This window comes from Arcticibacterium sp. SM2516 (genome assembly GCF_057914865.1).
Genome location: NZ_CP195290.1, coordinates 4,051,170 through 4,072,284, shown reverse-complemented (window position 1 = coordinate 4,072,284; position 21,115 = coordinate 4,051,170). Strand labels below are relative to the sequence as shown.

At 38.9% G+C, this 21,115-nt stretch carries 17 protein-coding genes, 2 tRNA genes and 1 rRNA gene; 12 read left to right on the top strand and 8 right to left on the bottom strand.

The annotated features are described in order from the left end of the window. Nucleotides 1-23 precede the first annotated feature (23 nt). On the bottom strand, nucleotides 24-1,208 hold the full coding sequence (kbl, locus tag ACSBFT_RS16780) for a glycine C-acetyltransferase (RefSeq protein WP_489601592.1): 1,185 nt from the start codon (nucleotides 1,206-1,208) through the stop codon (nucleotides 24-26). A 3-nt stretch (nucleotides 1,209-1,211) separates the two neighbouring features. Continuing rightward, nucleotides 1,212-2,162: an NAD-dependent epimerase/dehydratase family protein gene (locus tag ACSBFT_RS16775; protein WP_489601590.1), complete on the bottom strand. Its 951-nt coding sequence runs from the start codon at nucleotides 2,160-2,162 to the stop codon at nucleotides 1,212-1,214. Nucleotides 2,163-2,343: 181 nt separating this feature from the next. On the opposite strand from ACSBFT_RS16775, the gene ACSBFT_RS16770 reads away from it, so the two are divergent. Further along, complete coding sequence (locus ACSBFT_RS16770) at nucleotides 2,344-2,805, top strand: Lrp/AsnC family transcriptional regulator (protein ID WP_463045627.1); 462 nt, start codon at nucleotides 2,344-2,346, stop codon at nucleotides 2,803-2,805. Nucleotides 2,806-3,035: 230 nt separating this feature from the next. Next, nucleotides 3,036-4,265, top strand: a complete 1,230-nt coding sequence (locus ACSBFT_RS16765; protein WP_489601588.1) for an endo-1,4-beta-xylanase — start codon at nucleotides 3,036-3,038, stop codon at nucleotides 4,263-4,265. A gap of 340 nt (nucleotides 4,266-4,605) precedes the next feature. Here ACSBFT_RS16765 and ACSBFT_RS16760 read toward each other — a convergent pair whose 3' ends face one another. Continuing rightward, on the bottom strand, nucleotides 4,606-6,186 hold the full coding sequence (locus ACSBFT_RS16760; RefSeq protein WP_489601586.1) for an acyl-CoA carboxylase subunit beta: 1,581 nt from the start codon (nucleotides 6,184-6,186) through the stop codon (nucleotides 4,606-4,608). A 152-nt stretch (nucleotides 6,187-6,338) separates the two neighbouring features. On the opposite strand from ACSBFT_RS16760, the gene ACSBFT_RS16755 reads away from it, so the two are divergent. From ACSBFT_RS16755 to ACSBFT_RS16740, 4 genes are read left to right on the top strand one after another with little or no spacing between them, the layout of a single operon-like run. After that, nucleotides 6,339-7,484: an acyl-CoA dehydrogenase family protein gene (locus tag ACSBFT_RS16755; RefSeq protein ID WP_489601585.1), complete on the top strand. Its 1,146-nt coding sequence runs from the start codon at nucleotides 6,339-6,341 to the stop codon at nucleotides 7,482-7,484. Nucleotide 7,485: 1 nt separating this feature from the next. Beyond that, complete coding sequence (locus ACSBFT_RS16750; protein ID WP_489601583.1) at nucleotides 7,486-8,331, top strand: beta/alpha barrel domain-containing protein; 846 nt, start codon at nucleotides 7,486-7,488, stop codon at nucleotides 8,329-8,331. Beyond that, nucleotides 8,324-9,082 carry an enoyl-CoA hydratase/isomerase family protein gene (locus ACSBFT_RS16745; protein ID WP_489601581.1) on the top strand — a complete coding sequence of 253 codons (759 nt, stop codon included), beginning with the start codon at nucleotides 8,324-8,326 and terminating at the stop codon, nucleotides 9,080-9,082. Before ACSBFT_RS16750 ends, ACSBFT_RS16745 begins: the two co-directional genes overlap by 8 nt. Before the next feature lie 41 nt (nucleotides 9,083-9,123). Further along, nucleotides 9,124-9,747 (top strand): GNAT family N-acetyltransferase, encoded by a 624-nt coding sequence (locus ACSBFT_RS16740; protein WP_489601579.1) that lies wholly within the window; start codon nucleotides 9,124-9,126, stop codon nucleotides 9,745-9,747. On the opposite strand, the gene bshC is transcribed toward ACSBFT_RS16740, so the two are convergent. Further along, entirely contained in the window at nucleotides 9,740-11,263 is a 1,524-nt protein-coding gene (bshC, locus tag ACSBFT_RS16735) for a bacillithiol biosynthesis cysteine-adding enzyme BshC (RefSeq protein ID WP_489601578.1), read from the bottom strand. The two genes, ACSBFT_RS16740 and bshC, sit on opposite strands and share 8 nt — an antisense overlap. A 133-nt stretch (nucleotides 11,264-11,396) precedes the next feature. Here bshC and mnmC2 point away from each other — a divergent pair, with 133 nt between their 5' ends. From mnmC2 to ACSBFT_RS16720, 3 genes are all read left to right on the top strand, one after another. Then, on the top strand, nucleotides 11,397-12,023 hold the full coding sequence (mnmC2, locus tag ACSBFT_RS16730) for a tRNA (5-methylaminomethyl-2-thiouridine)(34)-methyltransferase MnmC2 (RefSeq protein ID WP_489601576.1): 627 nt from the start codon (nucleotides 11,397-11,399) through the stop codon (nucleotides 12,021-12,023). A 58-nt stretch (nucleotides 12,024-12,081) separates the two neighbouring features. Continuing rightward, the gene (locus ACSBFT_RS16725; RefSeq protein WP_489601575.1) at nucleotides 12,082-12,876 is read left to right on the top strand and encodes a (Fe-S)-binding protein; all 795 of its coding nucleotides are present in this window, start codon (nucleotides 12,082-12,084) and stop codon (nucleotides 12,874-12,876) included. Nucleotides 12,877-13,040: 164 nt separating this feature from the next. Beyond that, nucleotides 13,041-13,538 carry a hypothetical protein gene (locus ACSBFT_RS16720; RefSeq protein ID WP_489601573.1) on the top strand — a complete coding sequence of 166 codons (498 nt, stop codon included), beginning with the start codon at nucleotides 13,041-13,043 and terminating at the stop codon, nucleotides 13,536-13,538. A gap of 51 nt (nucleotides 13,539-13,589) precedes the next feature. Here ACSBFT_RS16720 and prfB read toward each other — a convergent pair. From prfB to ACSBFT_RS16700, 4 genes are all read right to left on the bottom strand, one after another. Continuing rightward, nucleotides 13,590-14,667, bottom strand: a protein-coding gene (gene prfB / locus ACSBFT_RS16715; RefSeq protein WP_463045616.1) for a peptide chain release factor 2 whose coding sequence is annotated in 2 segments (ribosomal slippage) — nucleotides 13,590-14,615 and nucleotides 14,617-14,667 — 1,077 coding nt in all. Because the reading frame shifts where the segments join, the coding sequence is not laid out codon by codon here. 122 nt (nucleotides 14,668-14,789) lie between these two features. Continuing rightward, nucleotides 14,790-15,671, bottom strand: a complete 882-nt coding sequence (gene atpG / locus ACSBFT_RS16710) for an ATP synthase F1 subunit gamma (protein WP_463045615.1) — start codon at nucleotides 15,669-15,671, stop codon at nucleotides 14,790-14,792. A gap of 53 nt (nucleotides 15,672-15,724) precedes the next feature. After that, nucleotides 15,725-17,302: a F0F1 ATP synthase subunit alpha gene (atpA, locus tag ACSBFT_RS16705; protein ID WP_489601571.1), complete on the bottom strand. Its 1,578-nt coding sequence runs from the start codon at nucleotides 17,300-17,302 to the stop codon at nucleotides 15,725-15,727. 238 nt (nucleotides 17,303-17,540) lie between these two features. Further along, nucleotides 17,541-18,524: an NAD-dependent epimerase/dehydratase family protein gene (locus ACSBFT_RS16700; RefSeq protein WP_489601570.1), complete on the bottom strand. Its 984-nt coding sequence runs from the start codon at nucleotides 18,522-18,524 to the stop codon at nucleotides 17,541-17,543. Nucleotides 18,525-19,046: 522 nt separating this feature from the next. Between ACSBFT_RS16700 and ACSBFT_RS16695 the strand changes: the two genes are divergently transcribed. From ACSBFT_RS16695 to ACSBFT_RS16685, 3 genes are all read left to right on the top strand, one after another. Continuing rightward, nucleotides 19,047-20,564: ribosomal RNA gene (locus ACSBFT_RS16695) — 16S ribosomal RNA — on the top strand. 213 nt (nucleotides 20,565-20,777) lie between these two features. Next, a tRNA-Ile gene (locus ACSBFT_RS16690) sits at nucleotides 20,778-20,851 on the top strand. Between the two features lie 38 nt (nucleotides 20,852-20,889). Then, nucleotides 20,890-20,963: transfer RNA gene (locus ACSBFT_RS16685), tRNA-Ala, on the top strand. Nucleotides 20,964-21,115 lie beyond the last annotated feature (152 nt).

The window sequence follows — 21,115 nt, the reverse complement described above, 5'->3', positions numbered from 1 at the left end:
AGCTTGCTTATTCTCAAACGGTCTCAAATAATACCAAATTCCTTCCCCACTTTTGTAAAAGCAGCTATGGCCCGTTCCAAATGCTCTATTTCATGAGCCGCAGAAATTTGTACTCTTATCCTCGCTTTGCCTTTAGGCACTACAGGGAAAAAGAAACCAATAACGTAAATACCTTCTTCTAATAATTTTGCAGCAAAAGTTTGAGCTAGTTTTGCGTCATAAAGCATTATCGGGATAATAGGATGCTCGCCAGGAAGCAAATCGAATCCTGCTTTTGTCATTTCATTTCTAAAAAACAGTGCATTAGATTCTAAATTATCTCTAAGTGCAGTAGAAGATTGTAACATATCTAATACTTTAATGCTTGCTCCTACAATACTCGGAGCCAGCGTATTAGAAAAAAGGTAAGGCCTTGATTTTTGCCTTAGAAGTTCTACGATTTCTTTTCGTGCTGCCGTAAAGCCACCCGAAGCTCCGCCTAGAGCCTTTCCATAAGTGCCTGTGATAATATCAACTCGACCCATCACATTTTTTAATTCGATAGTTCCGCGTCCTGTTTTTCCTACAAAGCCGGTGGCATGACATTCATCCACCATGACCATGGCTCCATATTGATCCGCTAGATCACAGATTTTATCAAGCTGTGCAATGGAACCAGCCATTGAGAAGACACCGTCGGTAACAATTAACACTTTCTTACAATGACTAGAAGCTTTTAGTTGTGCCTCTAGGTCTTCCATGTTATTATTTTTATACCGATATCTTTCGGCCTTGCATAATCTTACGCCATCAATGATAGAGGCATGATTTAGTTCATCTGAAATAATGGCATCTTCTGATCCTAGTAAAGGCTCAAAAACACCACCATTTGCATCAAATGCAGCGGCATAAAGTATACAGTCTTCTGTTCCCAGAAAATCTGCGGTCTTTTGTTCAAGTTCTTTATGAATATCTTGAGTTCCACAAATAAAACGTACGGATGACATACCAAATCCATGTGTATTGGTGGCTTCTATGGCTGCATTAATGACTTCAGGATTAGATGAAAGACCTAAATAATTGTTCGCACAGAAATTAAGTACGTTCTGATTCCCCGTGGTAATGTTGGCCGACTGGGGAGTACTAATTATTCGTTCGGTTTTGTATAAACCATCTTCTTTTATTTGCTCAATTTCTTCGGCGTAGAATTTTTTGTATTTATTAAACATCTATCAAATGGGTTTTAATTTTTGACTTAATTTGGATATCATTGTTTCGGTCAATGATTGTAAAGTGTAAGAGGGCTTCCAGCCCCAATCCTTCCTTGCTTCTTTATCATTTATCTCTCTAGGCCAAGATTCGGCAATTTTTTGCCTAAAATCAGGTTCAAAAACAATCTTAAAATCGGGAATGTGCTTCATTATTTCTTTAGACAGGTCCTTTGGACTGAAACTAAGCCCCGCCAGATTATATGAAGTTCGGATATTTATTTGAGATTTTGGAACACTCATGAGTTGCAAAGTTGCCTTAATGGCGTCTTCCATAAAGATCATAGGAAGCCGAGTGTCTGACTCTAAAAAGCAATGATAAGTTCCTGTGCTTACTGCTTTGTGAAAGATATCTATGGCATAATCTGTAGTGCCACCTCCTGGCATAGACTGGTAACCTACCACGCCAGGATATCGCAAAGACCTTACATCTAGTCCATAACGTTTAAAATAATACTGACACCAATTTTCGCCAGCGGCTTTGCTCATACCATAAACTGTGGTAGGATTTAGATAGCTATCCTGAGAAGTGAATTCCTTATTAACTGCAGGACCAAAAACAGCAATAGAACTTGGATAAAACACTCGGTCCAAATGGTGTACTCTGGCTACTTCAAGTACGTTTAGCAGTGCTTTCATATTAACATCCCATGTATGAAGAGGGTTATTCTCTCCATTGGCAGATAATATAGCTGCTAAATGATAAATCTGAGTAATTCTATGATTAACGATAACCTGCTGAAGCTGTTCATAGTTGGTCGCATCCAAAATCTCAAACGTTCCTTGATGTTGAGCTTTGTTTACGAGATCTGAGCTGATGATATTTGCCACGCCAAATTTTTGTTGTAAGGCTTCAGTCATCACTGTTCCTAATTGGCCATTGGCACCGACTAACAAAATTTTGGTTTTCTTCATACTGTGTTTGCCAATAGGGTTATTGACTCCGTTCTAATTACTTACAAAAGTACTATATGAAGGTATATCATGACAAATATGTTAATATATCCATTTAATTAGCTGCTATATTTGTAATAGACAGTAGTAATTACTTTTGTACAGTGGAAAATAATTAATTAGCAATAAAATTTGTGCTTAAATGGATCAGCTAGACGAAACGGATAAGATAATTCTTCGAACTTTACAGACGGATGCAAAAAAGACAGCAAAGGAAATAGCAGCTTCTTTAAAGCTTACTACCTCTCCTGTATATGACAGGATAAGAAGATTGGAAAGGCTCGGTTTTATTAAAAAATATGTCGCTATTCTTGATAAAACACTCATTAATAGATCTGTTACGTCTATTTGTCAGGTTTCTATGAGATACCATAATGAAACCTTTATAGAGCATTTTGAGCAAGAGATAAAAAAGTTGCCGGAGGTACAGCGATGTTATCACTTGGCAGGTCAGGTTGACTTTGTCTTAGAAATTCATGTGAAAAGTCTAGAGGAATACCATGATTTTGTGAAATATAAGTTGTCAAAAATCGAGAACATTGGGTCTCTTAATAGCACTTTCGTTCTGAAAGAAATAAAACAGAGTTCAGCGTTTTATATCTAGCATTGATAATTTGAGCATATTCTTCAACTACTCTTTTTAGTGGTATGTGTTAGAGGTACTTTTTGAGATATTCTTTCATTAGGTTTTGGAATAATACAGATGCTTTTAAAAATCGATTTTAAAACCTCTCTTTACAGATATTAAATAAGGAGGAAGAGGTTTTTTAGTAAGTAAGTGTAGGTTAAATTTGTAGTTGAGTTCTCTTAATATAAAGTTCAACCCATCATAAAATGAAATTCAAACTAATTGTTTTATCACTTTTCGCCTTTACAAGTCAATCCTTCGGTCAATATTCAGGAATTGAAAAAGACATAAATGCAAACCGTAAAGGCCAATTAATCATCAAAGCAAAACCAGGGGCAAAGGTTACAGTTGAGCAACTAAGCCATGAATTTTGGTTTGGAGGAGCTATTAGCAACGGTCTTGCTGGAAATAATTGGTCTTCTGAAGACAAAAAGGAATATAAAGAAAAATTTCTAATGAATTTCAATTCTGCTGTTACAGAAAATGCTGTGAAATGGGGGAGTATGGAGCGTGAGAAAGGCAAGGTAAACTATGAGACAGTAGATGGTATCTTAGAATGGGCGGATGAAAATGAGATTAGAATTCGCGGTCATAATATTTTTTGGGGCATAGAAAAGTTTGTGCAGCCTTGGCTCAAAGAAATGGATGATAAGGAGCTTGAAGCTACTTTGAAAAATAGAGCTTATGATGTAGCGGAAAGATATAAGGGTCGTTTTGTGGAATATGACCTAAACAATGAAATGGTGCATGGAAACTTCTATGAAGACAGATTAGGAGATGGCATCACCAAGAAAATGGCAGATTGGTTTCATGAAAAAGACCCTGATGCGAAGTTATGGTTAAACGATTATGATATTTTGACTGGAAAACGATTAGATGATTACATGGCACAAATCAGAAAGTTTTTGAGTCAAGGAGTACCAATAGCTGGAATAGGTGTTCAAGGGCATTTACATGCAGAAACTTTTGACAGAGCTGAATTGAAAAGGTCATTAGATTCATTGGCAATTTTTGGTTTGCCAATTAAGATTACGGAGTTTAATGTGCCAGGGCAACGCTCTAAATGGGTGGATAACAAAACGGATAAAATGACTCCAGAGCAAGAATTAGTAAAAGCACAAGAGCTGGTAGATTATTATAAAATCTGTTTTGCTCAGCCATTGGTTACAGGAATCTTACAATGGGGTTTCTGGGAAGGTTCAAACTGGATCCCAGCATCTTCTATATACCGAAAAGATTGGTCGCCAACACCTGCAGCGGATGCTTATCAAAACTTAATTTTTAAACAATGGTGGACTAAAACCTCTGGAGTGATGGCTAGCGATGGTCAATCTAAGATTCCTGCGTTTTATGGGAAATATAAGATTATGGTAGATGGGGTAGAAAAGGAAGTGACTTTGCGTAAAGGACAGGGTAGTATAGAATTGAAATTTTAGCATAAGAATCATTGAAATAAAACCGCTAGGGGCAGTCTGTCGCTTGGATAAAAGTTTTGTAAGATAGAATCTGACTTAACTTATTCAATCGAAGCATATTCAGAGTTAAATGAATAATTTATTTTAGTAAGCATTTGTAAGAATCAAGATATGTAATAAGCTGCAACTGTAGCGATAGATGAGTTTAGAGGGGTTTGACCCCTCTAAACAAGTAACTTAAATGGGCTTTTGTATGTTTTGACTCAGTTAGGAAACCATCATGAGCTTGATTTACTTGAACATAAGTGACTTAAGGATTTCTTTAAATCTAATTCACAATAAATTTAGTTGACGCTTTTTTTTAAGTCTGTATTAGTCCCAACTTATAATCTTCTTTTATAGGAGCATGATTGGCGGCATCAATTCCTATTGAAATAATTTTTCTAGTTTCTAGTGGATCTATAACGCCATCTGTCCAAAGGCGGGCGGCGGCATAGTATGGGCTTAATTGTTCTTCGTAATTTCTTTTGATGCTTTCCATATCGCGTCCCTCCTTATTTTTGTTAGCCTGTTCTATTTGAAACAAAGTTTCTGTGGCAGCAGCACCACTCATAACAGCCATTTGAGAACCAGGCCAAGAATATATTAGTCGAGGATCATAGGCTTTTCCACACATGGCATAATTTCCTGCACCATAGCTGTTTCCCACTATAAATGTGAATTTAGGCACCACCGAATTTGACATAGCCGTGACTAGTTTAGCTCCATCTTTAATAATGCCACCATGCTCGCTACGACTCCCAACCATAAAACCCGTAACATCTTGTAAAAATACAAGTGGGATACGTTGCTGGTTGCAGTTCATAATAAAACGAGCTGCTTTATCCGCCGAATCGCTATAGATCACGCCACCTATTTGCATTTCTTTTGCATTTCCAGGTTTATTGGCTTTGACAATCATTCGCTGATTTGCCACTATTCCTACAGACCAACCGTCAATTCTAGCCCAACCACAAAGAATAGATTTGCCGTATTCTTCTTTATATTGTTCAAAATCAGAATTGTCCACTAACCGCTCAATAACCTCAAGCATGTCGTATGGTTTAGTTTTGGTTGTGGGTAAAATGGTATAGATCTCCTTTTCGTCTTTTTGGGGTTTCACTGGTTCTTTTCTATTGAAACCAGCCTTTTCATAATGACCCATTTTATCCATAACTCTTTTAATGGCATCCAGACAGGCACTGTCATCATCGTACATATTATCTGTTACGCCAGAAATGGCGGATTGCGTAAAAGCTCCTCCTAAAGTTTCAGAATCTACTTCTTCGCCAATGGATGATTTCACCAAATAGGGCCCTGCTAAAAAAACAGATCCTGTTCCTTTGACTATTAGGGTGTAATCAGACATAATAGGGAGATAGGCTCCTCCAGCCACACAACTACCCATAATGGCAGAAATTTGAGGAACACCCATCGCCGATAGCTTGGCGTTATTTCTAAAAACTCTTCCAAAATGCTCTTTATCAGCAAAAATATCTGATTGCAATGGAAGGTAAATGCCTGCCGAGTCTACAAGGTAAATAATGGGTAATCGGTTTTCCATTGCAATTTCCTGTGCCCTGATGCACTTTTTGCCAGTAATAGGAAACCAAGCCCCAGCTTTTACGGTGGCATCATTACTTAAAATTACACATAGCCTACCTGAAACATAGCCCATCACACAAACGACGCCTCCATTAGGACAGCCGCCTTCTTCTTGATACATCCCGTCGCCTGCAAAAATTCCGATTTCTATATAGTCCTTATCCTTGTCTAATAGATGCTCTATTCTTTCAAAAGCGGTCATTTTACCTTTGGCTTTATGCTTCGCAATTTTTTTCAAGCCACCACCCAGTCTTATACTCGCATTTTTCTCTTTTAATTCATCCAGTAAAGAGGCCATTGTTATCATAGTTATTTCAATTTAGGCTGTTTAGTAAGTATTTACGTTTATTAGAATGAAGGCGATCCCTCATCTGGAATAAAATGAAGGTATTGATAATGAGGGAATAAATGTCTACATTTTAAACATCAACAAACACTACAATTTAAGCTATGAATATTTTAGAGACAAGTATGTCAGACTTTAACATGATAAAGGAAAGTGCTGTGGATTTTGCAAGACGTGAAATAGACCCTCACAAAATGAGATGGGACGAAGCTCAGGAGTTTCCAATAGAAGTTTTTAAGAAAATGGGTGCTTTGGGCTTTATGGGGATTTTAGTACCTGAAAGTTACGGCGGATCTGGTTTAGGTTATCAGGAATATATCACCATCATAGATGAGATATCTCAGGTCTGTGGAGGTATTGGTCTTTCTTTGGCAGCTCATAATTCTTTATGTACGAATCATATTTTGAGTTTCGCTAACGAAGAACAAAAATTACGTTACCTGCCAAAGTTAGCTTCTGGCGAATGGATAGGGGCTTGGGGTCTAACAGAAACTGGCTCGGGCTCGGATGCTGGCGGGATGGAAACCACCGCGGTAAAACAAGGAGATTATTATATCATAAATGGTTCGAAAAACTTTATCACACATGCTATTTCTGGCGATGTAACGGTGCTAATGTTAAAAACGGGTAATGCAGGAAGTAGCCATGACATGAGTGCATTTATCATAGAAAAAGGAACACCTGGTTTTACTTCTGGCAAAAAAGAGGATAAACTCGGTATGCGTGCTTCTGAAACCGCTGGTTTATTTTTGGAAAATTGTAAGGTACATAAATCACAAATGATAGGAGAGGAAGGAGAAGGCTTTATTCAAGCTCTTAAGCTTTTGGAGGGAGGCCGCATATCTATTGGAGCACTATCTTTAGGCATTGCGAAAGGGGCATTCAAAAGTGCTTTGGCTTATACTCAAGAGCGAAAACAGTTTAATAAACGCATTTCCGATTTTCAAGCGGTAAGGTTTGATTTGGCTGAAATGGCTACTGAAATTGAAGCATCGGAGCTGTTGATTAGAAATGCGGCAAAGCTTAAAATGGAGGGGAAAAACACTTCAAAAAAATCTGCTATGGCTAAACTTTATGCCTCAGAAACTGCGGTAAAGGTTTGCACCAAAGCCTTGCAGCTTTTTGGAGGTTATGGTTATTCCAAAGAATATCCGGTCGAAAAGTACTATAGAGATGCCATGCTATGTACCATAGGTGAGGGGACGTCTAATATTCAAAAAATAGTCATTGCTAAAGAGTTGTTAGGTTAAAATGAAAAGCGAAATACAAATAACAGATTGTCCGAGAGATGCTATTCAGGGTATTAAACGCATGATTCCCGCCGAAGTCAAAGCGGAATATATCCAAGAAGCCCTAGATTCTGGGCTTTTTCATTCGGTAGACTTTGGGAGTTTTGTTTCGCATAAAGCGGTGCCACAAATGGCAGATACCGAGGAAGTGCTTAAAAGGCTTCAAAAGCCTAATGGTAAAACGCAATTGCTAGCGATTATTGCAAACGAACGCGGTGCTGAACAGGCATCTCAATTTGAAAAGATAGATATATTAGGTTTTCCTTTTTCGGTATCGGAAGAATTTCAGCTTCGCAACACAGGTGCAAGCAGAGAGGAGGCTGTGCAAAGAATCTCTGCCATTCAGGAGATTGCCAAAAAAGGGGGACAGAAAGTAAGAGTGTATATGTCAATGGCTTTTGGTAATCCTTATAAAGAAATTTGGAATGTGGAAGAGGTTGTTTTTTGGGCAAACCAATTGACAAAGCTGGGCATTGATTCCATGGCACTATCGGATACTGTAGGTGTGGCAGAAGTAGAGTCTATAAGCGAATTATACCTACAACTAAATTCTAAATTCCCTAAAACGGAATGGTCGGCTCATTTTCATGCAGCCCCTGGTAAGTGGAAAGAGAAGGTTTTCGCAGCACATAAAGCAGGATGCGAGCATTTTGATGGAGCCTTTTTAGGGTATGGGGGCTGTCCGATGGCCAAAGACGAATTGGTGGGCAATATCCCTACAGAAGAATTACTTCTATGGAAGGGGGAAGAGTATGATAAGATTGCTAAATTGAAAACAGCTTTTCAAAAAATGATCGCTCATGCCTGATTACTTTCAAAACACAGATGATTATAAAATTGTAGGCTACACTCACCTTCTGGTTAAAAAGAAAGGTACAAGGCTCTTTGTTACGCTAAATAGACCCGAAAAAAGGAATGCTTTTACGCCCTTGCTGATTAATGAATTGGCTTATGTCATGCAAGGAGTTAACCATGATGAAAATATAAATTCGGTTATTATTAAAGCAAATGGTCCTGTTTTCTGTGCGGGAATGGATTTGAAAATCTTCCATGGCGATAGCCAAGAATTAATACCAGAAAAATTTCAAGCCAATGGACTCACTTTGGCCATGGCTCTTAGACAACTTAACAAACCTTTGCTTGGGGTGGTAGAAGGGCCGGTAATTGCGGGTGGTTTTTTAATCATCAATGAATGTACAATGGTTATAGCAGCGGAAAATGTTTGGTTTCGTCTGCCGGAAATAGAAATTGGTCTTTTCCCATTTCAAGTAATGGAAAGACTTTCTGAAATTGTGGGAGAAAGAACAGCGTTGGAATGGGCTTTGACTGGGCAAAAGATTTCTGCTCAAGAGGCTCTAAGGACGGGATTGGTCAACAGAATTTTTAAGGAGAGAGATGCACAAACTACAATGGATGGGTTGCTTGGGTTAATAGATAAAGCCAATATAAACTTATTATATTCGGCAGTAAGCACGCTGAAAAAAATAAAATCTACCAAAGAAGAAGATAAATCAAAGTTATTGAAATCTGTTTTGGAGCAATTTTCAAAAAAGAAATGAGGGAATTTATACCTAATAGTTAAATCAGGGTGAACAAAAGAATGCATCAGGTAATCATAACAAAAGCTAAATCTGACGAAGAATTAAATGGAATACTGGCACTTCAATCGGCCAACTTACGTAAAAATCTGAGCCATGAGGAAATGCAAACACAGGGTTTTGTGACCTTGGAGTATGATTTCGACTTCTTAAAAATCATGCCAGCAGGTCACCATCACATCATAGCTAAAGATGGACATAAGGTTGTCGGTTATGTTTTATTGATGGATAGGTCTACCAATCATTTAATGAAAGAGGGAGCTGGCATTTTTCCGATTTTTCATGAAATTATGCATAAAGGATATCGATTAGGTGACGCCAATTACGTTTCCGTTGGTCAAGTTTGTGTTGATAAAGACTATGCAGGGCAGGGTTTAATGCGTAGGCTTTATAATTATTATAGAGATGCCTACCGTGGTGTCTACGATTTAGCCATGACAGATGTTTCTAGCCGGAACGCTCGATCTTTAAATGCTCACTTAAAAACAGGCTTTGAGATAGTCAAAACCTTCGACGAACCGGATGCGGGCGAGCCATGGGAGATAATAATTTGGGACTGGCGGGACGAAAAACTAAAAAATAGCTCCCTCTCTTCCGGAGATGGCGTGGGGGGTGAGGTCAGATAGCAATCACATTAAACTGATAATCCAGCGGGTCAAAACTCGCTATTAATTTTCCTATGAGGTCGTTTCCTTCTTCGTAGAAGTTCAGCATGTTGTCCTTCCTTTCCTGTAAGCCACCCGCTGGGCAGAGATGCTCTCTTAATTTCTCAATTTTAGAAAGTGCTTCGCTATAATTTCTTTTCTCGGCTCTAAGTAACTTTTTCTCAAGTCTTTCTAGTAAGTCGACACTCTTGGTCTCAAAAGCTTCAGTGGTCCTGGCAAGGGTAATATCAATTTTGTTTGCCTTTTGTAGTATTTCCGAATATAGGTTTTGCAGACTTTCTAACTCATTTTTCAGGTCTAGTTCCTTTTCGGAGACACTTTTTACGTACTGAGCTTTAAGCGTATCGGTAGCTTTGAAGATATCTTCTAAGGCAAAATTAAGTTTTACTAGGGTATCATTACTTTTTTGATCCAGTAGTAGTCCAAAGTTTCTTGGAATTAAAGCAGGGAATGCTTCTTTGTAAAATTCAAAGACAGGCATTAATTGTAACCAATATGGAACTTCAGAAGGACCTCCGATATAAGCAAGGTTCGGCAGAATCCATTCTTCATATAACGGGCGGAGCACTACATTAGGGCTCAATTTTTCAGGCTCATTCGCTATTAGAAATAGCATCTGTTCTTCCGTAAAATTGATTTCAGTATTCAATACCTCATAACCAGCATCTGTTTTGACTATTCTTTCTCTTAAACCATCTTCTAAATAAAAGAAATTAATTTCTCTTGGGCTTATTTGAGTTTTATAACCAAGTGCTTCAATGTCAGCAGTTCTCTCATTCACTAGTTCAAAGGCAGAGTGATAAAGAATGTCATCCTTCATGACAGAAGCAAACTCAGATTTTAACACGCGTGAGTCTGCGTCCAAAGTGATTAAATCATATTCCCCGAATAGATGATGCATGTATTGACGTACCGCATCGCCTAAATTTGGACTGTTTTGATAAGCTTCTTTGAAGAATGCTGCACCTTTTCCTAATTGACCGGCAAGTTCAGGAAGACCATCGGTGGTCATTCTACCCACCGCACCCGTTTGTGAGGTTGTCCATTTTCTTTTTTCTCCAAAGGCTCTGCAAACCTGAATTTCTTCTAAATCATGGTCTTCTGTAGCCATCCAATAAAGGGGAACAAAATTGCAATCAGGGTATGCCTCTTTCAGTTTTTTAGCCAAGTTAATGACCGTAACTATCTTAAATATAATGTATAATGGTCCTGTAAATATGTTGAGCTGATGGCCTGTGGTGACGGTATAGGTGTTTGGTTCTAATAGGACATCAATATTCGGCTTGCTTTGAATATTAGTGTATTGTTTATGGAGCTCAGAAACTAAATTCTGTCTTTTTTGGCTATCAAAACTTTTGTTTGCAATTAATTCCTTGAAATTGTCAATCTCGGGATATTGATTGTAAAAAGGTTTTAAAGCTTCTTTTTTATTGATATAGTCTAGAAATAGTTGCGAAAATGCTCCTATTTTCTCCAAAGGTAATTTTTGACAGCCTGGTTCCACGTAATAGCTTTTGATTGGATTGTAAACGATTCAATTTAGCTAAGGGTTCGCAGAAATCCTTGCTTGTTGCATAAGGTTTGTAATTTTGCACATTAAATACCAATAAATGATTAAGCTAACGGCAGACGGAACTACCACAATATACAGTGAATGTTTCAATCAATATTATCATTCGCTTTTTGGGGCGAGGCTAGAGTCTGAAAAAGTGTTTATTGAATTGGGTTTAGAGTATGCTCTAGAGAAGTTCGAGGAGATCAACATCCTTGAGATGGGATTTGGAACAGGTTTCAATGCTTTATTAACTGCTGAGAAAGCAGAAGAGTTTGAGAGAATTGTCAGTTATACGGCCTTGGAGGCTTATCCTGTTAAAGAAGAACTGCTCAAAGACTTGAATTTTGACGTACAAAATCTTCATAGGATGGCTTGGGAGATACCCTCAAAGGTCAATGTATTTTTTAATTTTATAAAGCATAAGATTGAATTGGAGAATTTTGTAACAAACTCAAAGTTTAATTTAGTTTATTATGATGCTTTTGCTCCATCTTCACAACCAGAACTTTGGACTCAAGAAATATTTCATGGGGTAGCAGATATGATGGTCAAGGATGGTGTTTTGGTTACCTATTGTTCTAAAAGTTATGTTCAACGAAACCTTCGAGCCGCGGGCTTTATGGTAGAAAAGCACCAAGGGCCACCAAGAAAACGTGAGGTGCTTCGTGCGATTCTAAAATAAGACTTGCATTTGTTATGCAAGCATACTAATTTTGAGTACAAGCTAATCTATTAAAATAATGACAGAAGAACTGACTTTTAATGTGCCGACTATGGCGGAACTATCAGCGGCTGGTAAAGAACCTGAGATATTGTTTTGGGTCGGCTGTGCTGGTTCTTTTGATGATAGATATAAGAAGGTGACCGTGGCTTTTGCAAAAATTTTGAATAAGATTGGCGTTGATTTTGCCGTTTTAGGAACGGAGGAGGCTTGTACAGGCGATCCGGCTAGAAGGGCAGGGAATGAATTTAGTTTTCAGATGCTTGCCATGCAGAATATTGAAGTTCTAAACGGCTATGGTATTAAGAAGATTGTTACCGCTTGTCCCCACTGTTTTAATACACTTAAAAATGAATACCCAGAGTTGGGTGGAAACTATGATGTTATTCATCATACACAATTTCTGCAGCAACTATTAGACGATGGTAGATTGGTAGTGAAGGGGGGAGCCTTTAAAGGGGAAAAAATAACTTTTCATGACAGTTGTTATCTAGGTAGAGCAAATGATGTTTATGTGGCTCCAAGAGAATTGATTAAGGCATTAGATGCTGAGTTGGTAGAAATGAAACGTTGCCGCTCAAAGGGTTTATGCTGTGGAGCTGGTGGAGGTCAAATGTTTAAAGAACCAGAAGCCGGAAAGAAGGATGTCAATATAGAGCGAATTGAAGAAGCTCTGGAAACGGGTGCAAAAACCATTGCGGTTGGTTGTCCTTTTTGTATGACCATGATGTCTGACGGCGTAAAGAATAAAGAAAGGGAGCATGAGGTTAAAGTTTTTGATTTGGCAGAACTGCTATTGACGCAGATGTCGTAATGGTGATGTGAAATCGGTGGTTTCCCATATAATTAATTTGAGATTGGGATGGATAAACTTGATCTTATCCACATACTCCAACTAATTACTAAAATATAGCTTCCTTAAAGAATGAAAATGCAAATTGTTGCGTTTATCTGTCACTAAGCTAAACTGTAGAATTTATGTATCAAGATTTTGATAAGATGCCTGCACAATCCAGAATATGGATTTATCAGGCAGACAGGAAATTAAGTGCGAAAGAGGAAAATATTTCAGCCTATTTTGTGAAAAATGCGATTGAGGAGTGGGCAGCACACGGTGCATCTTTGCTAGCTTCTGTCGCGGTTTTACATGCAAGATTTGTTGTAATAGCTTTGGACGAAACGCAAAATGCGGCGAGTGGTTGTTCTATAGACACAACAACCAGATGGCTAAAACAATTGGGAGAAGAACTAAGTATAGATTTTTTCGATAGGTCTATTGCTTTTGAAGATGGAAAGGAAATAAAAGCCTTCCCTGTCTTTAAAGCGAAGTCTACCATAGAAGCCGGGGTAATATCTTCAGATACTATCGTCTTTAATAATAGTATTCTTAGCCTTCAGGAATTAAAATCCAATTGGAAAATTGAGGCTATTAAATATCCTTTTTTAAATAAATTCTTTAAGGAAGTAGTCGCGTAAATATTCATTAAACTCCCTTTAGTGAAATGTTTTGCTAAAGGGAGTTTTCTTTTAGTCCATCATTAAGTAGGACTTTATAAAGCCGTCTAATCCACCATCCATTACACTCTGTATATCTGATGTTTCGTGACCAGTTCTAGCGTCTTTAACTAGCTTATAGGGGTGAAATACATAATTCCTGATTTGAGAACCCCATTCTATGTTTTTCTTAGAAGCTTCAATATCGGCTCGGGCGGCATTTCGCTTTTCCAATTCAAGCTGATACAATCTTGACCTAAGCATATTCATGGCATGTTCTTTATTGGCCAATTGACTTCGCTCAATTTGGCAAACTATAACAATACCAGAAGGTTTATGCGTCAGTTGCACTTTGGTTTCTACCTTATTTACATTTTGTCCACCTGCTCCGCCAGATCTGGAAGTTTGAATTTCTATATCGGCAGGTTTTATTTCCACTTGTATGGTATCATCCACCAATGGATAGGCGTATACAGAAGCAAAAGAAGTATGTCTTCTGGCGTTACTATCAAAAGGGGAAATCCTTACTAATCGGTGAACGCCATTTTCAGATTTAAGATATCCATATGCCTGTGGACCATCAATCTGCATAGAAGCAGATTTAATACCAGCCCCGTCTCCATCAGTCCAGTCTATCTGTGTTACCTTGTAGCCGTTCTTTTGAGCCCACATGAGATACATTCTGTATAGCATACTGGCCCAATCTTGGCTTTCGGTTCCACCAGCACCAGAGTTTATCTCTATAATGGCAGAAAACTGATCTTCTTCACTGGAAAGCATTTTCTTGAGTTCTAATTCCTCAATGATGTCTGCCGTTTTTAGGGCTTCCGAATCAATCTCGTCTTCTTCAATTTCGCCCATTTCATGAAATTCATAAAGTGTCTCTAAATCGCTGATGCTGGTCTCCATTTTTTCGTAGGATTCCGTCCAGTTCTTTAACGTTTGAATTTCTTTCATAACAGCTTGAGCATGCTCAGAATCATTCCAGAATTCTGGTTGTGCTTGCTGATTTTCTAAATCTCCTAGTTTAACTACCCTATTATCGTAGTCAAAGATACCCCCTCAAAGCCGTCACCCTGGCTCTCAAACCTTTCAACGCGTCTGTTGTCATGATTTCCTTTTGGTTAATAAATAATTTAAAGTTTACAAAGGTACTTCTAGTGACCCTTGTCTAAAAACTAAAAACCATGGCTAAGCCACGGTTTTAGTTTAAATATTAATATAGTAGTTTGCTTAACTATCCTTTAGAGCTTCTGCTCCACCTACGATCTCTAAAATTTCTTTCGTAATGGCAGCTTGTCTCGTTCTGTTATAAACTACTTTCAAGTCTTTTAGAAGGTCACCACCATTTTCAGTGGCCTTATCCATAGAAGACATTCTAGCACCATGCTCAGAAGCATTTGAATCTAATACAGCCTTATAAAGTTGCATCTTGATGGCTTTTGGCATTAACTCCAGAATGATTTCTTCTTCAGAAGGCTCAAAAATGTAATCAACATTACTTGCAGCACTTTGTTCTACTTCGTTTACCAACGGTAGCATTTGTTCTGTTCTGATAATCTGAGTGGCTACGTTCTTAAATTCGTTAAAGATCAATATAACTTCATCATAAACACCAGCTTCAAAACCTTCCATCGCCTCTTCTGCCGCTGCCCTTGCTTCTGTAAAGCTAAGTTTAGTAAAGATATCGGAGTGATTTGAGTTTACATTAAAACCTAGCCTTTTAAAAGAATCTAGAGCTTTCTTTCCCAGAGCCTTAATGGTAACGTTTCCTGCAGCATGTTGAGCAGAATACTTATCCTTTATCAGAGCATTTGTGGCTTTGATAATATTGGTATTAAAAGCACCACAAAGTCCTCTGTCTGAAGTTACAGGAATTAGCAAAACCTTTTCTACCTGTCTTACTTTGGTATATGGGCTCTGGTTACCTGCTTCAGTATTGGAAGATACCGTTGCTATGAGCTGATTAAGCTTATTAGCATAAGGACGCATTTGTATAATAGCATCCTGAGCTCTACGAAGCTTTGCTGCCGCCACCATTTTCATGGCTTTGGTGATCTGCATAGTAGAGTTTACCGACGTAATCCTATTTCTTACTTCTTTTAATGAAGCCATTTTTTAATAATTCAAAATTGTTCCCTCCTTAGCAAAAGGAGGGATAAACTAAATTAAGCAAATTTCTGAGCTAAGCCTTTCCCCTCAGTAATAATCCACTCTGCAATTTCATTTTCTAATTTACCGGCAGCAAGTGTTGCTAAATACTCCGGCTTGCTAGCTCTCATTAAGGAAAGAAATTGTCCTTCAAATTCCTTAACTCTTTCTACAGGAACTTTATCCATCATTCCATTAATGGAACCATAGATCATCGCAATCTGCTCACCTACTGGAGATGGTTGAAACTGTCCTTGCTTAAGGATTTCTTGGTTTCTTCTACCTCTGTCAATAACCAATTTGGTTGCAGCATCTAAGTCAGATCCAAATTTAGCAAATGCTTCAAGTTCACGGAACTGAGCTTGGTCGAGCTTAAGTGTACCAGAAACTTTCTTCATTGATTTAACCTGAGCATTACCACCTACACGAGATACTGAGATACCTACGTTAATGGCTGGTCTAATTCCCGCGTTAAATAAGTTAGACTCCAAGAATATCTGACCATCGGTAATAGAAATTACGTTGGTTGGGATATACGCAGAAACGTCACCAGCTTGAGTTTCAATAATAGGAAGAGCAGTTAATGAACCACCGCCTTTTACTTTTCCTTGCAATGAAGGAGGAAGGTCATTCATTTGTTGAGCTATCTCATCCGAAGAGTTGATTTTTGCAGCTCTTTCCAATAATCTTGAGTGAAGATAGAATACATCACCAGGATATGCTTCACGTCCTGGAGGACGACGAAGTAAAAGAGAAACCTCACGATAAGCAACTGCTTGCTTAGAAAGGTCATCATATACTACCAATGCAGGTCTTCCTGTATCTCTAAAATATTCTCCTATGGCTGCACCTGTAAATGGAGCAAAATATTGCATTGCAGAAGGGTCAGAAGCACTTGCTGCTACAATTACAGTGTAATCCATAGCACCGTATCTTCTCAAAGTTTGCTCTACAGCTTTAACAGTAGATGCTTTTTGACCACAGGCTACATATATACAGAATACAGGCTCACCCTTATCGTAAAATTCTTTTTGATTGATAATTGTATCAATACAAACGGCAGTTTTACCCGTTTGTCTATCACCAATAACAAGCTCTCTTTGACCACGACCAATCGGAATCATTGCGTCAATAGCTTTAATGCCAGTTTGAAGAGGCTCAGTTACAGGCTCTCTATAAATAACACCAGGAGCTTTACGCTCTAATGGCATCTCAAAAGTTTCGCCTTGAATAGGGCCATTGCCGTCTATAGGCTCGGCTAGTGTATTAACTACACGACCAATGATGCCTTCTCCTACTTTAATAGAGGCAATTTCACCAGTACGTTTAACAGTAGCACCTTCTTTAATACCAGCGGCATCACCAAGTAGTACTGTTCCTACATTGTCTTCCTCTAGGTTAAGAGCTAAAGCTTTTAAGCCGTTTTCAAATGCAAGTAATTCACCTGCTTGAACGTTTGATAAACCGTAAATACGAGCTACACCGTCACCGATTTGTAATACCGTACCTACTTCTTCCAATTCTGCTTCGGTTTTTGCCCCTGCAAGTTGCTCACGCAAAATGGCCGAAACTTCGTCTGGTCTAACTGATGCCATGTTTATTTAAAATATGTTTTTTGCCTTTGATAAAACCTGAAAAGTACGCTGAGGACTCCGTATATTGATAGATTATCGGCGTTTTTCAGGCTGCGAAATAACTAAGAAAATTTCATAATTCCCATATAAATGCAAAAAAAGGATACCATTTCTTGCATTATTCGGAGAAAATGGGCTGAAATTGCCAAGGAATATCTTTCATTTTCAATAATAGTTTTAGCTTCATATATAGGAGGTATTATTCCTTTTGAGATAAATAATCGGTCACACGCCTTATGGAGTCATCCAAGGGTTGAAATTCCATATTTAGTGCTTTCTTGATCTTTAAATTGCTATAATATAGATTGCTTCTTGCTGAAAGGGCGGTTTCTTGAGTGATAAGTGGTTTTGAACCGAATAGAAAAGATCGTATTCGCTCTGCTCTCCATAGTACAGCGATCATGCCTTTCTCTAATTTGATATTTGGGACGGGTTTTTTCATTTGAATAGCTATTTTTTCAAAAAAGGTCTTGTAGCTTACCTTACCTCCATTAAGTATGTATCGTTGCCCAGACAGTTCGCTCTTCATTAATGCAATTAAGGCGTACGCGACATCTTGTACATCTACATAATTAATAAAGCCATTAGAATAGAATTTGTTTTTCTTACGCACATAGTTGAAAAGTTGCGTGCTACTCTGTGACCATTCGCCTTCACCAAGTATAACAGAGGGATTAATAATGACGGTATGTAGGCCTTCTGCTTGAGCACGCCAAACCTCGAGTTCTCCTAGGTATTTACTTTGTGCATATATAGAGTTGAGAGGGGAGTCTTGCCATTTATGAGATTCATCAATACTTACCTCTTCAATAGCATCAATGACTTTCTCTGGTTTTCCTAAGGAGGCCACTGAGCTGACATGTATTAATTTGCTTACGGAAGAATCAAGACAACTATTAACAATGTTAGCAGTTCCTTCAATATTGGTTTGAAATAGTTTCCCCTTGTCTTTTTTATGAAAGGACACCAAGGCGGCTGAATGAATGACAATGTCAATATTTGCAAGAGCCCTATTAATGGAGGGTACATCTAGTATGTCCCCTTCTATTTGTTCTATACGATCTGGGAGTTCACTGCTTATTTTTCTAACGAGACATCTTATGGTATATTCCTTTTGAAAAGAAAGCTGTCTGCAAATCTCTTTACCTAACAATCCTGTTCCACCTGTTATTAAAATATTCATTATACTTATTATATATAGCGAGCATGTTTATGGTAACAAAACTACTACCAAATTTGATATGTATGTAATTTGGTAGTAGTTAAAGGATATGCTGGTATGACTATATAAAGAACAATTATACCTATTTTATTGGCCTGTTTTGTAATAGGTTGATAAAGAGGTTTTTCTTTTTTAGGCTTATATTTAGTTGAAAGTTTTTCTTGCGAGTCCGGAAAATATAGTTGTATCTTTGCAATCCCAAAACGGAGAATCGTTACGGGTTTAGTTCTAAGCGAAGATGGTGATTGAGGGAGGGAAAAAGAAAAGTAAAAAAAATATCAAATTTATTTTGGTGTTTAAAATTTAATCCTTCATCTTTGCACCCCGTTACGAAAGGAACGGAAAAAAATAAAGAAAAGGAAGGGCGTTAAGAAGCTCATCTAGCTTACAAAAACGGAGACGTTAAGTAGGATAAAGTTCATTAACTTATTGATATATATATAGACGGACCTTGAGTCAAGGAACTTTTTAAAATAGTAATTTACTATGGAGAGTTTGATCCTGGCTCAGGATGAACGCTAGCGGCAGGCTTAATACATGCAAGTCGAGGGGTAGGGAAGTACTTGTATTTCCTGAGACCGGCGAACGGGTGCGTAACGCGTATGCAACCTACCTTTATCAGGGGAATAGCCCAGAGAAATTTGGATTAATACCGCATAATAATTGAGATGGCATCATTTTAATTTGAAAGATTTATTGGATAGAGATGGGCATGCGTAAGATTAGCTAGTAGGCGAGGTAACGGCTCACCTAGGCTACGATCTTTAGGGGCTCTGAGAGGAGTAACCCCCACACTGGTACTGAGATACGGACCAGACTCCTACGGGAGGCAGCAGTAGGGAATATTGGTCAATGGACGAGAGTCTGAACCAGCCATGCCGCGTGCAGGAAGACTGCCCTCTGGGTTGTAAACTGCTTTTATATGGGAAGAAAAGGGCCTTGCGAGGCACATTGACGGTACCATAGGAATAAGCCACGGCTAACTACGTGCCAGCAGCCGCGGTAATACGTAGGTGGCGAGCGTTATCCGGATTTATTGGGTTTAAAGGGTGCGTAGGCGGCTTTTTAAGTTGGTGGTTAAAGGTAGCAGCTCAACTGTTTTACATGCCATCAAAACTGAAGAGCTTGAGTTATCAGGAGGCAGGCGGAATTTCTGGTGTAGCGGTGAAATGCATAGATACCAGAAGGAACACCTATTGCGAAGGCAGCTTGCTGTAGATACACTGACGCTGATGCACGAAAGCGTGGGGAGCGAACAGGATTAGATACCCTGGTAGTCCACGCCGTAAACGATGATTACTAGTTGTTGGAGATATACATTCAGTGACCAAGGGAAACCGATAAGTAATCCACCTGGGGAGTACGCCGGCAACGGTGAAACTCAAAGGAATTGACGGGGGTCCGCACAAGCGGTGGAGCATGTGGTTTAATTCGATGATACGCGAGGAACCTTACCTAGGCTAGAATGTGAGCGAATGTTCTAGAGATAGATCAGTCAGCAATGACGCGAAACAAGGTGCTGCATGGCCGTCGTCAGTTCGTGCCGTGAGGTGTTGGGTTAAGTCCCGCAACGAACGCAACCCCTATTAACTGTTGCCAGCATTTCGGATGGGGACTCAGTTAAGACTGCCTACGCAAGTAGAGAGGAAGGAGGGGACGACGTCAGGTCATCATGGCCCTTACGCCTAGGGCGACACACGTGCTACAATGGTTGGTACAGAGTGCAGCGAGCTAGCAATAGTCAGCCAATCACAAAAAGCCAATCACAGTTCGGATTGGGGTCTGCAACTCGACCCTATGAAGCTGGAATCGCTAGTAATCGCATATCAGCCATGATGCGGTGAATACGTTCCCGGACCTTGTACACACCGCCCGTCAAGCCATGGAAGTTGGGTATACCTGAAGCGGAAGGTTAAAGACTTCGTTAGGGTAGAATCAGTAACTAGGGCTAAGTCGTAACAAGGTAGCCGTACCGGAAGGTGTGGCTGGAACACCTCCTTTTTAGAGATATTCTGTTTTAATTTATTAGAACGGAAGAAATAAACAAGAGAAAGTTCAACGACAAAGTATTGTTAGCAATAACAATGCGACTACTTGTAGAAATACGAGTAACTATCGCGAGATAGAAAGAGGTTTCGTCTATATATATATTCAATAGGTTGACATTAAAGAGAGAATTGAGTGAGCGACCTTTAGGTAGCGACTCAAAGCAACGGGCCTGTAGCTCAGGTGGTTAGAGCGTTACACTGATAATGTAAAGGTCCGTGGTTCGAGTCCACGCAGGCCCACTTTAGTAAGCGAGGATATGATTATCTAAGCGAAAAGAGGGGGATTAGCTCAGCTGGCTAGAGCACCTGCTTTGCAAGCAGGGGGTCATCGGTTCGACTCCGATATTCTCCACGAGGCATAATTGCCTATAAAAAATTAAGGTATAGCGTTAAGTAGCTATACTTCAGATTTAACGAAGTATTACAATCACTTCCAATAAGGGTTGTAATCGATAAGTAGTTAGATAAGAGTTCATTGACATGATGAGAAAGACTGAGAAGAAA

What these genes read in the sequence shown, in the direction of transcription:
- ACSBFT_RS16765 (WP_489601588.1), top strand. Translation starts at nt 3,036, where the DNA reads ATGAAATTCAAACTAATTGTTTTATCACTTTTCGCCTTTACAAGTCAA.
- ACSBFT_RS16770 (WP_463045627.1), top strand. Translation starts at nt 2,344, where the DNA reads ATGGATCAGCTAGACGAAACGGATAAGATAATTCTTCGAACTTTACAG.
- ACSBFT_RS16745 (WP_489601581.1), top strand. Translation starts at nt 8,324, where the DNA reads ATGCCTGATTACTTTCAAAACACAGATGATTATAAAATTGTAGGCTAC.
- mnmC2 (WP_489601576.1), top strand. Translation starts at nt 11,397, where the DNA reads ATGATTAAGCTAACGGCAGACGGAACTACCACAATATACAGTGAATGT.
- ACSBFT_RS16700 (WP_489601570.1), bottom strand. Translation starts at nt 18,524, where the DNA reads ATGAATATTTTAATAACAGGTGGAACAGGATTGTTAGGTAAAGAGATT.
- kbl (WP_489601592.1), bottom strand. Translation starts at nt 1,208, where the DNA reads ATGTTTAATAAATACAAAAAATTCTACGCCGAAGAAATTGAGCAAATA.
- ACSBFT_RS16720 (WP_489601573.1), top strand. Translation starts at nt 13,041, where the DNA reads ATGTATCAAGATTTTGATAAGATGCCTGCACAATCCAGAATATGGATT.
- ACSBFT_RS16725 (WP_489601575.1), top strand. Translation starts at nt 12,082, where the DNA reads ATGACAGAAGAACTGACTTTTAATGTGCCGACTATGGCGGAACTATCA.
- ACSBFT_RS16775 (WP_489601590.1), bottom strand. Translation starts at nt 2,162, where the DNA reads ATGAAGAAAACCAAAATTTTGTTAGTCGGTGCCAATGGCCAATTAGGA.
- ACSBFT_RS16755 (WP_489601585.1), top strand. Translation starts at nt 6,339, where the DNA reads ATGAATATTTTAGAGACAAGTATGTCAGACTTTAACATGATAAAGGAA.
- atpA (WP_489601571.1), bottom strand. Translation starts at nt 17,302, where the DNA reads ATGGCATCAGTTAGACCAGACGAAGTTTCGGCCATTTTGCGTGAGCAA.
- ACSBFT_RS16760 (WP_489601586.1), bottom strand. Translation starts at nt 6,186, where the DNA reads ATGGCCTCTTTACTGGATGAATTAAAAGAGAAAAATGCGAGTATAAGA.
- ACSBFT_RS16740 (WP_489601579.1), top strand. Translation starts at nt 9,124, where the DNA reads ATGCATCAGGTAATCATAACAAAAGCTAAATCTGACGAAGAATTAAAT.
- atpG (WP_463045615.1), bottom strand. Translation starts at nt 15,671, where the DNA reads ATGGCTTCATTAAAAGAAGTAAGAAATAGGATTACGTCGGTAAACTCT.
- ACSBFT_RS16750 (WP_489601583.1), top strand. Translation starts at nt 7,486, where the DNA reads ATGAAAAGCGAAATACAAATAACAGATTGTCCGAGAGATGCTATTCAG.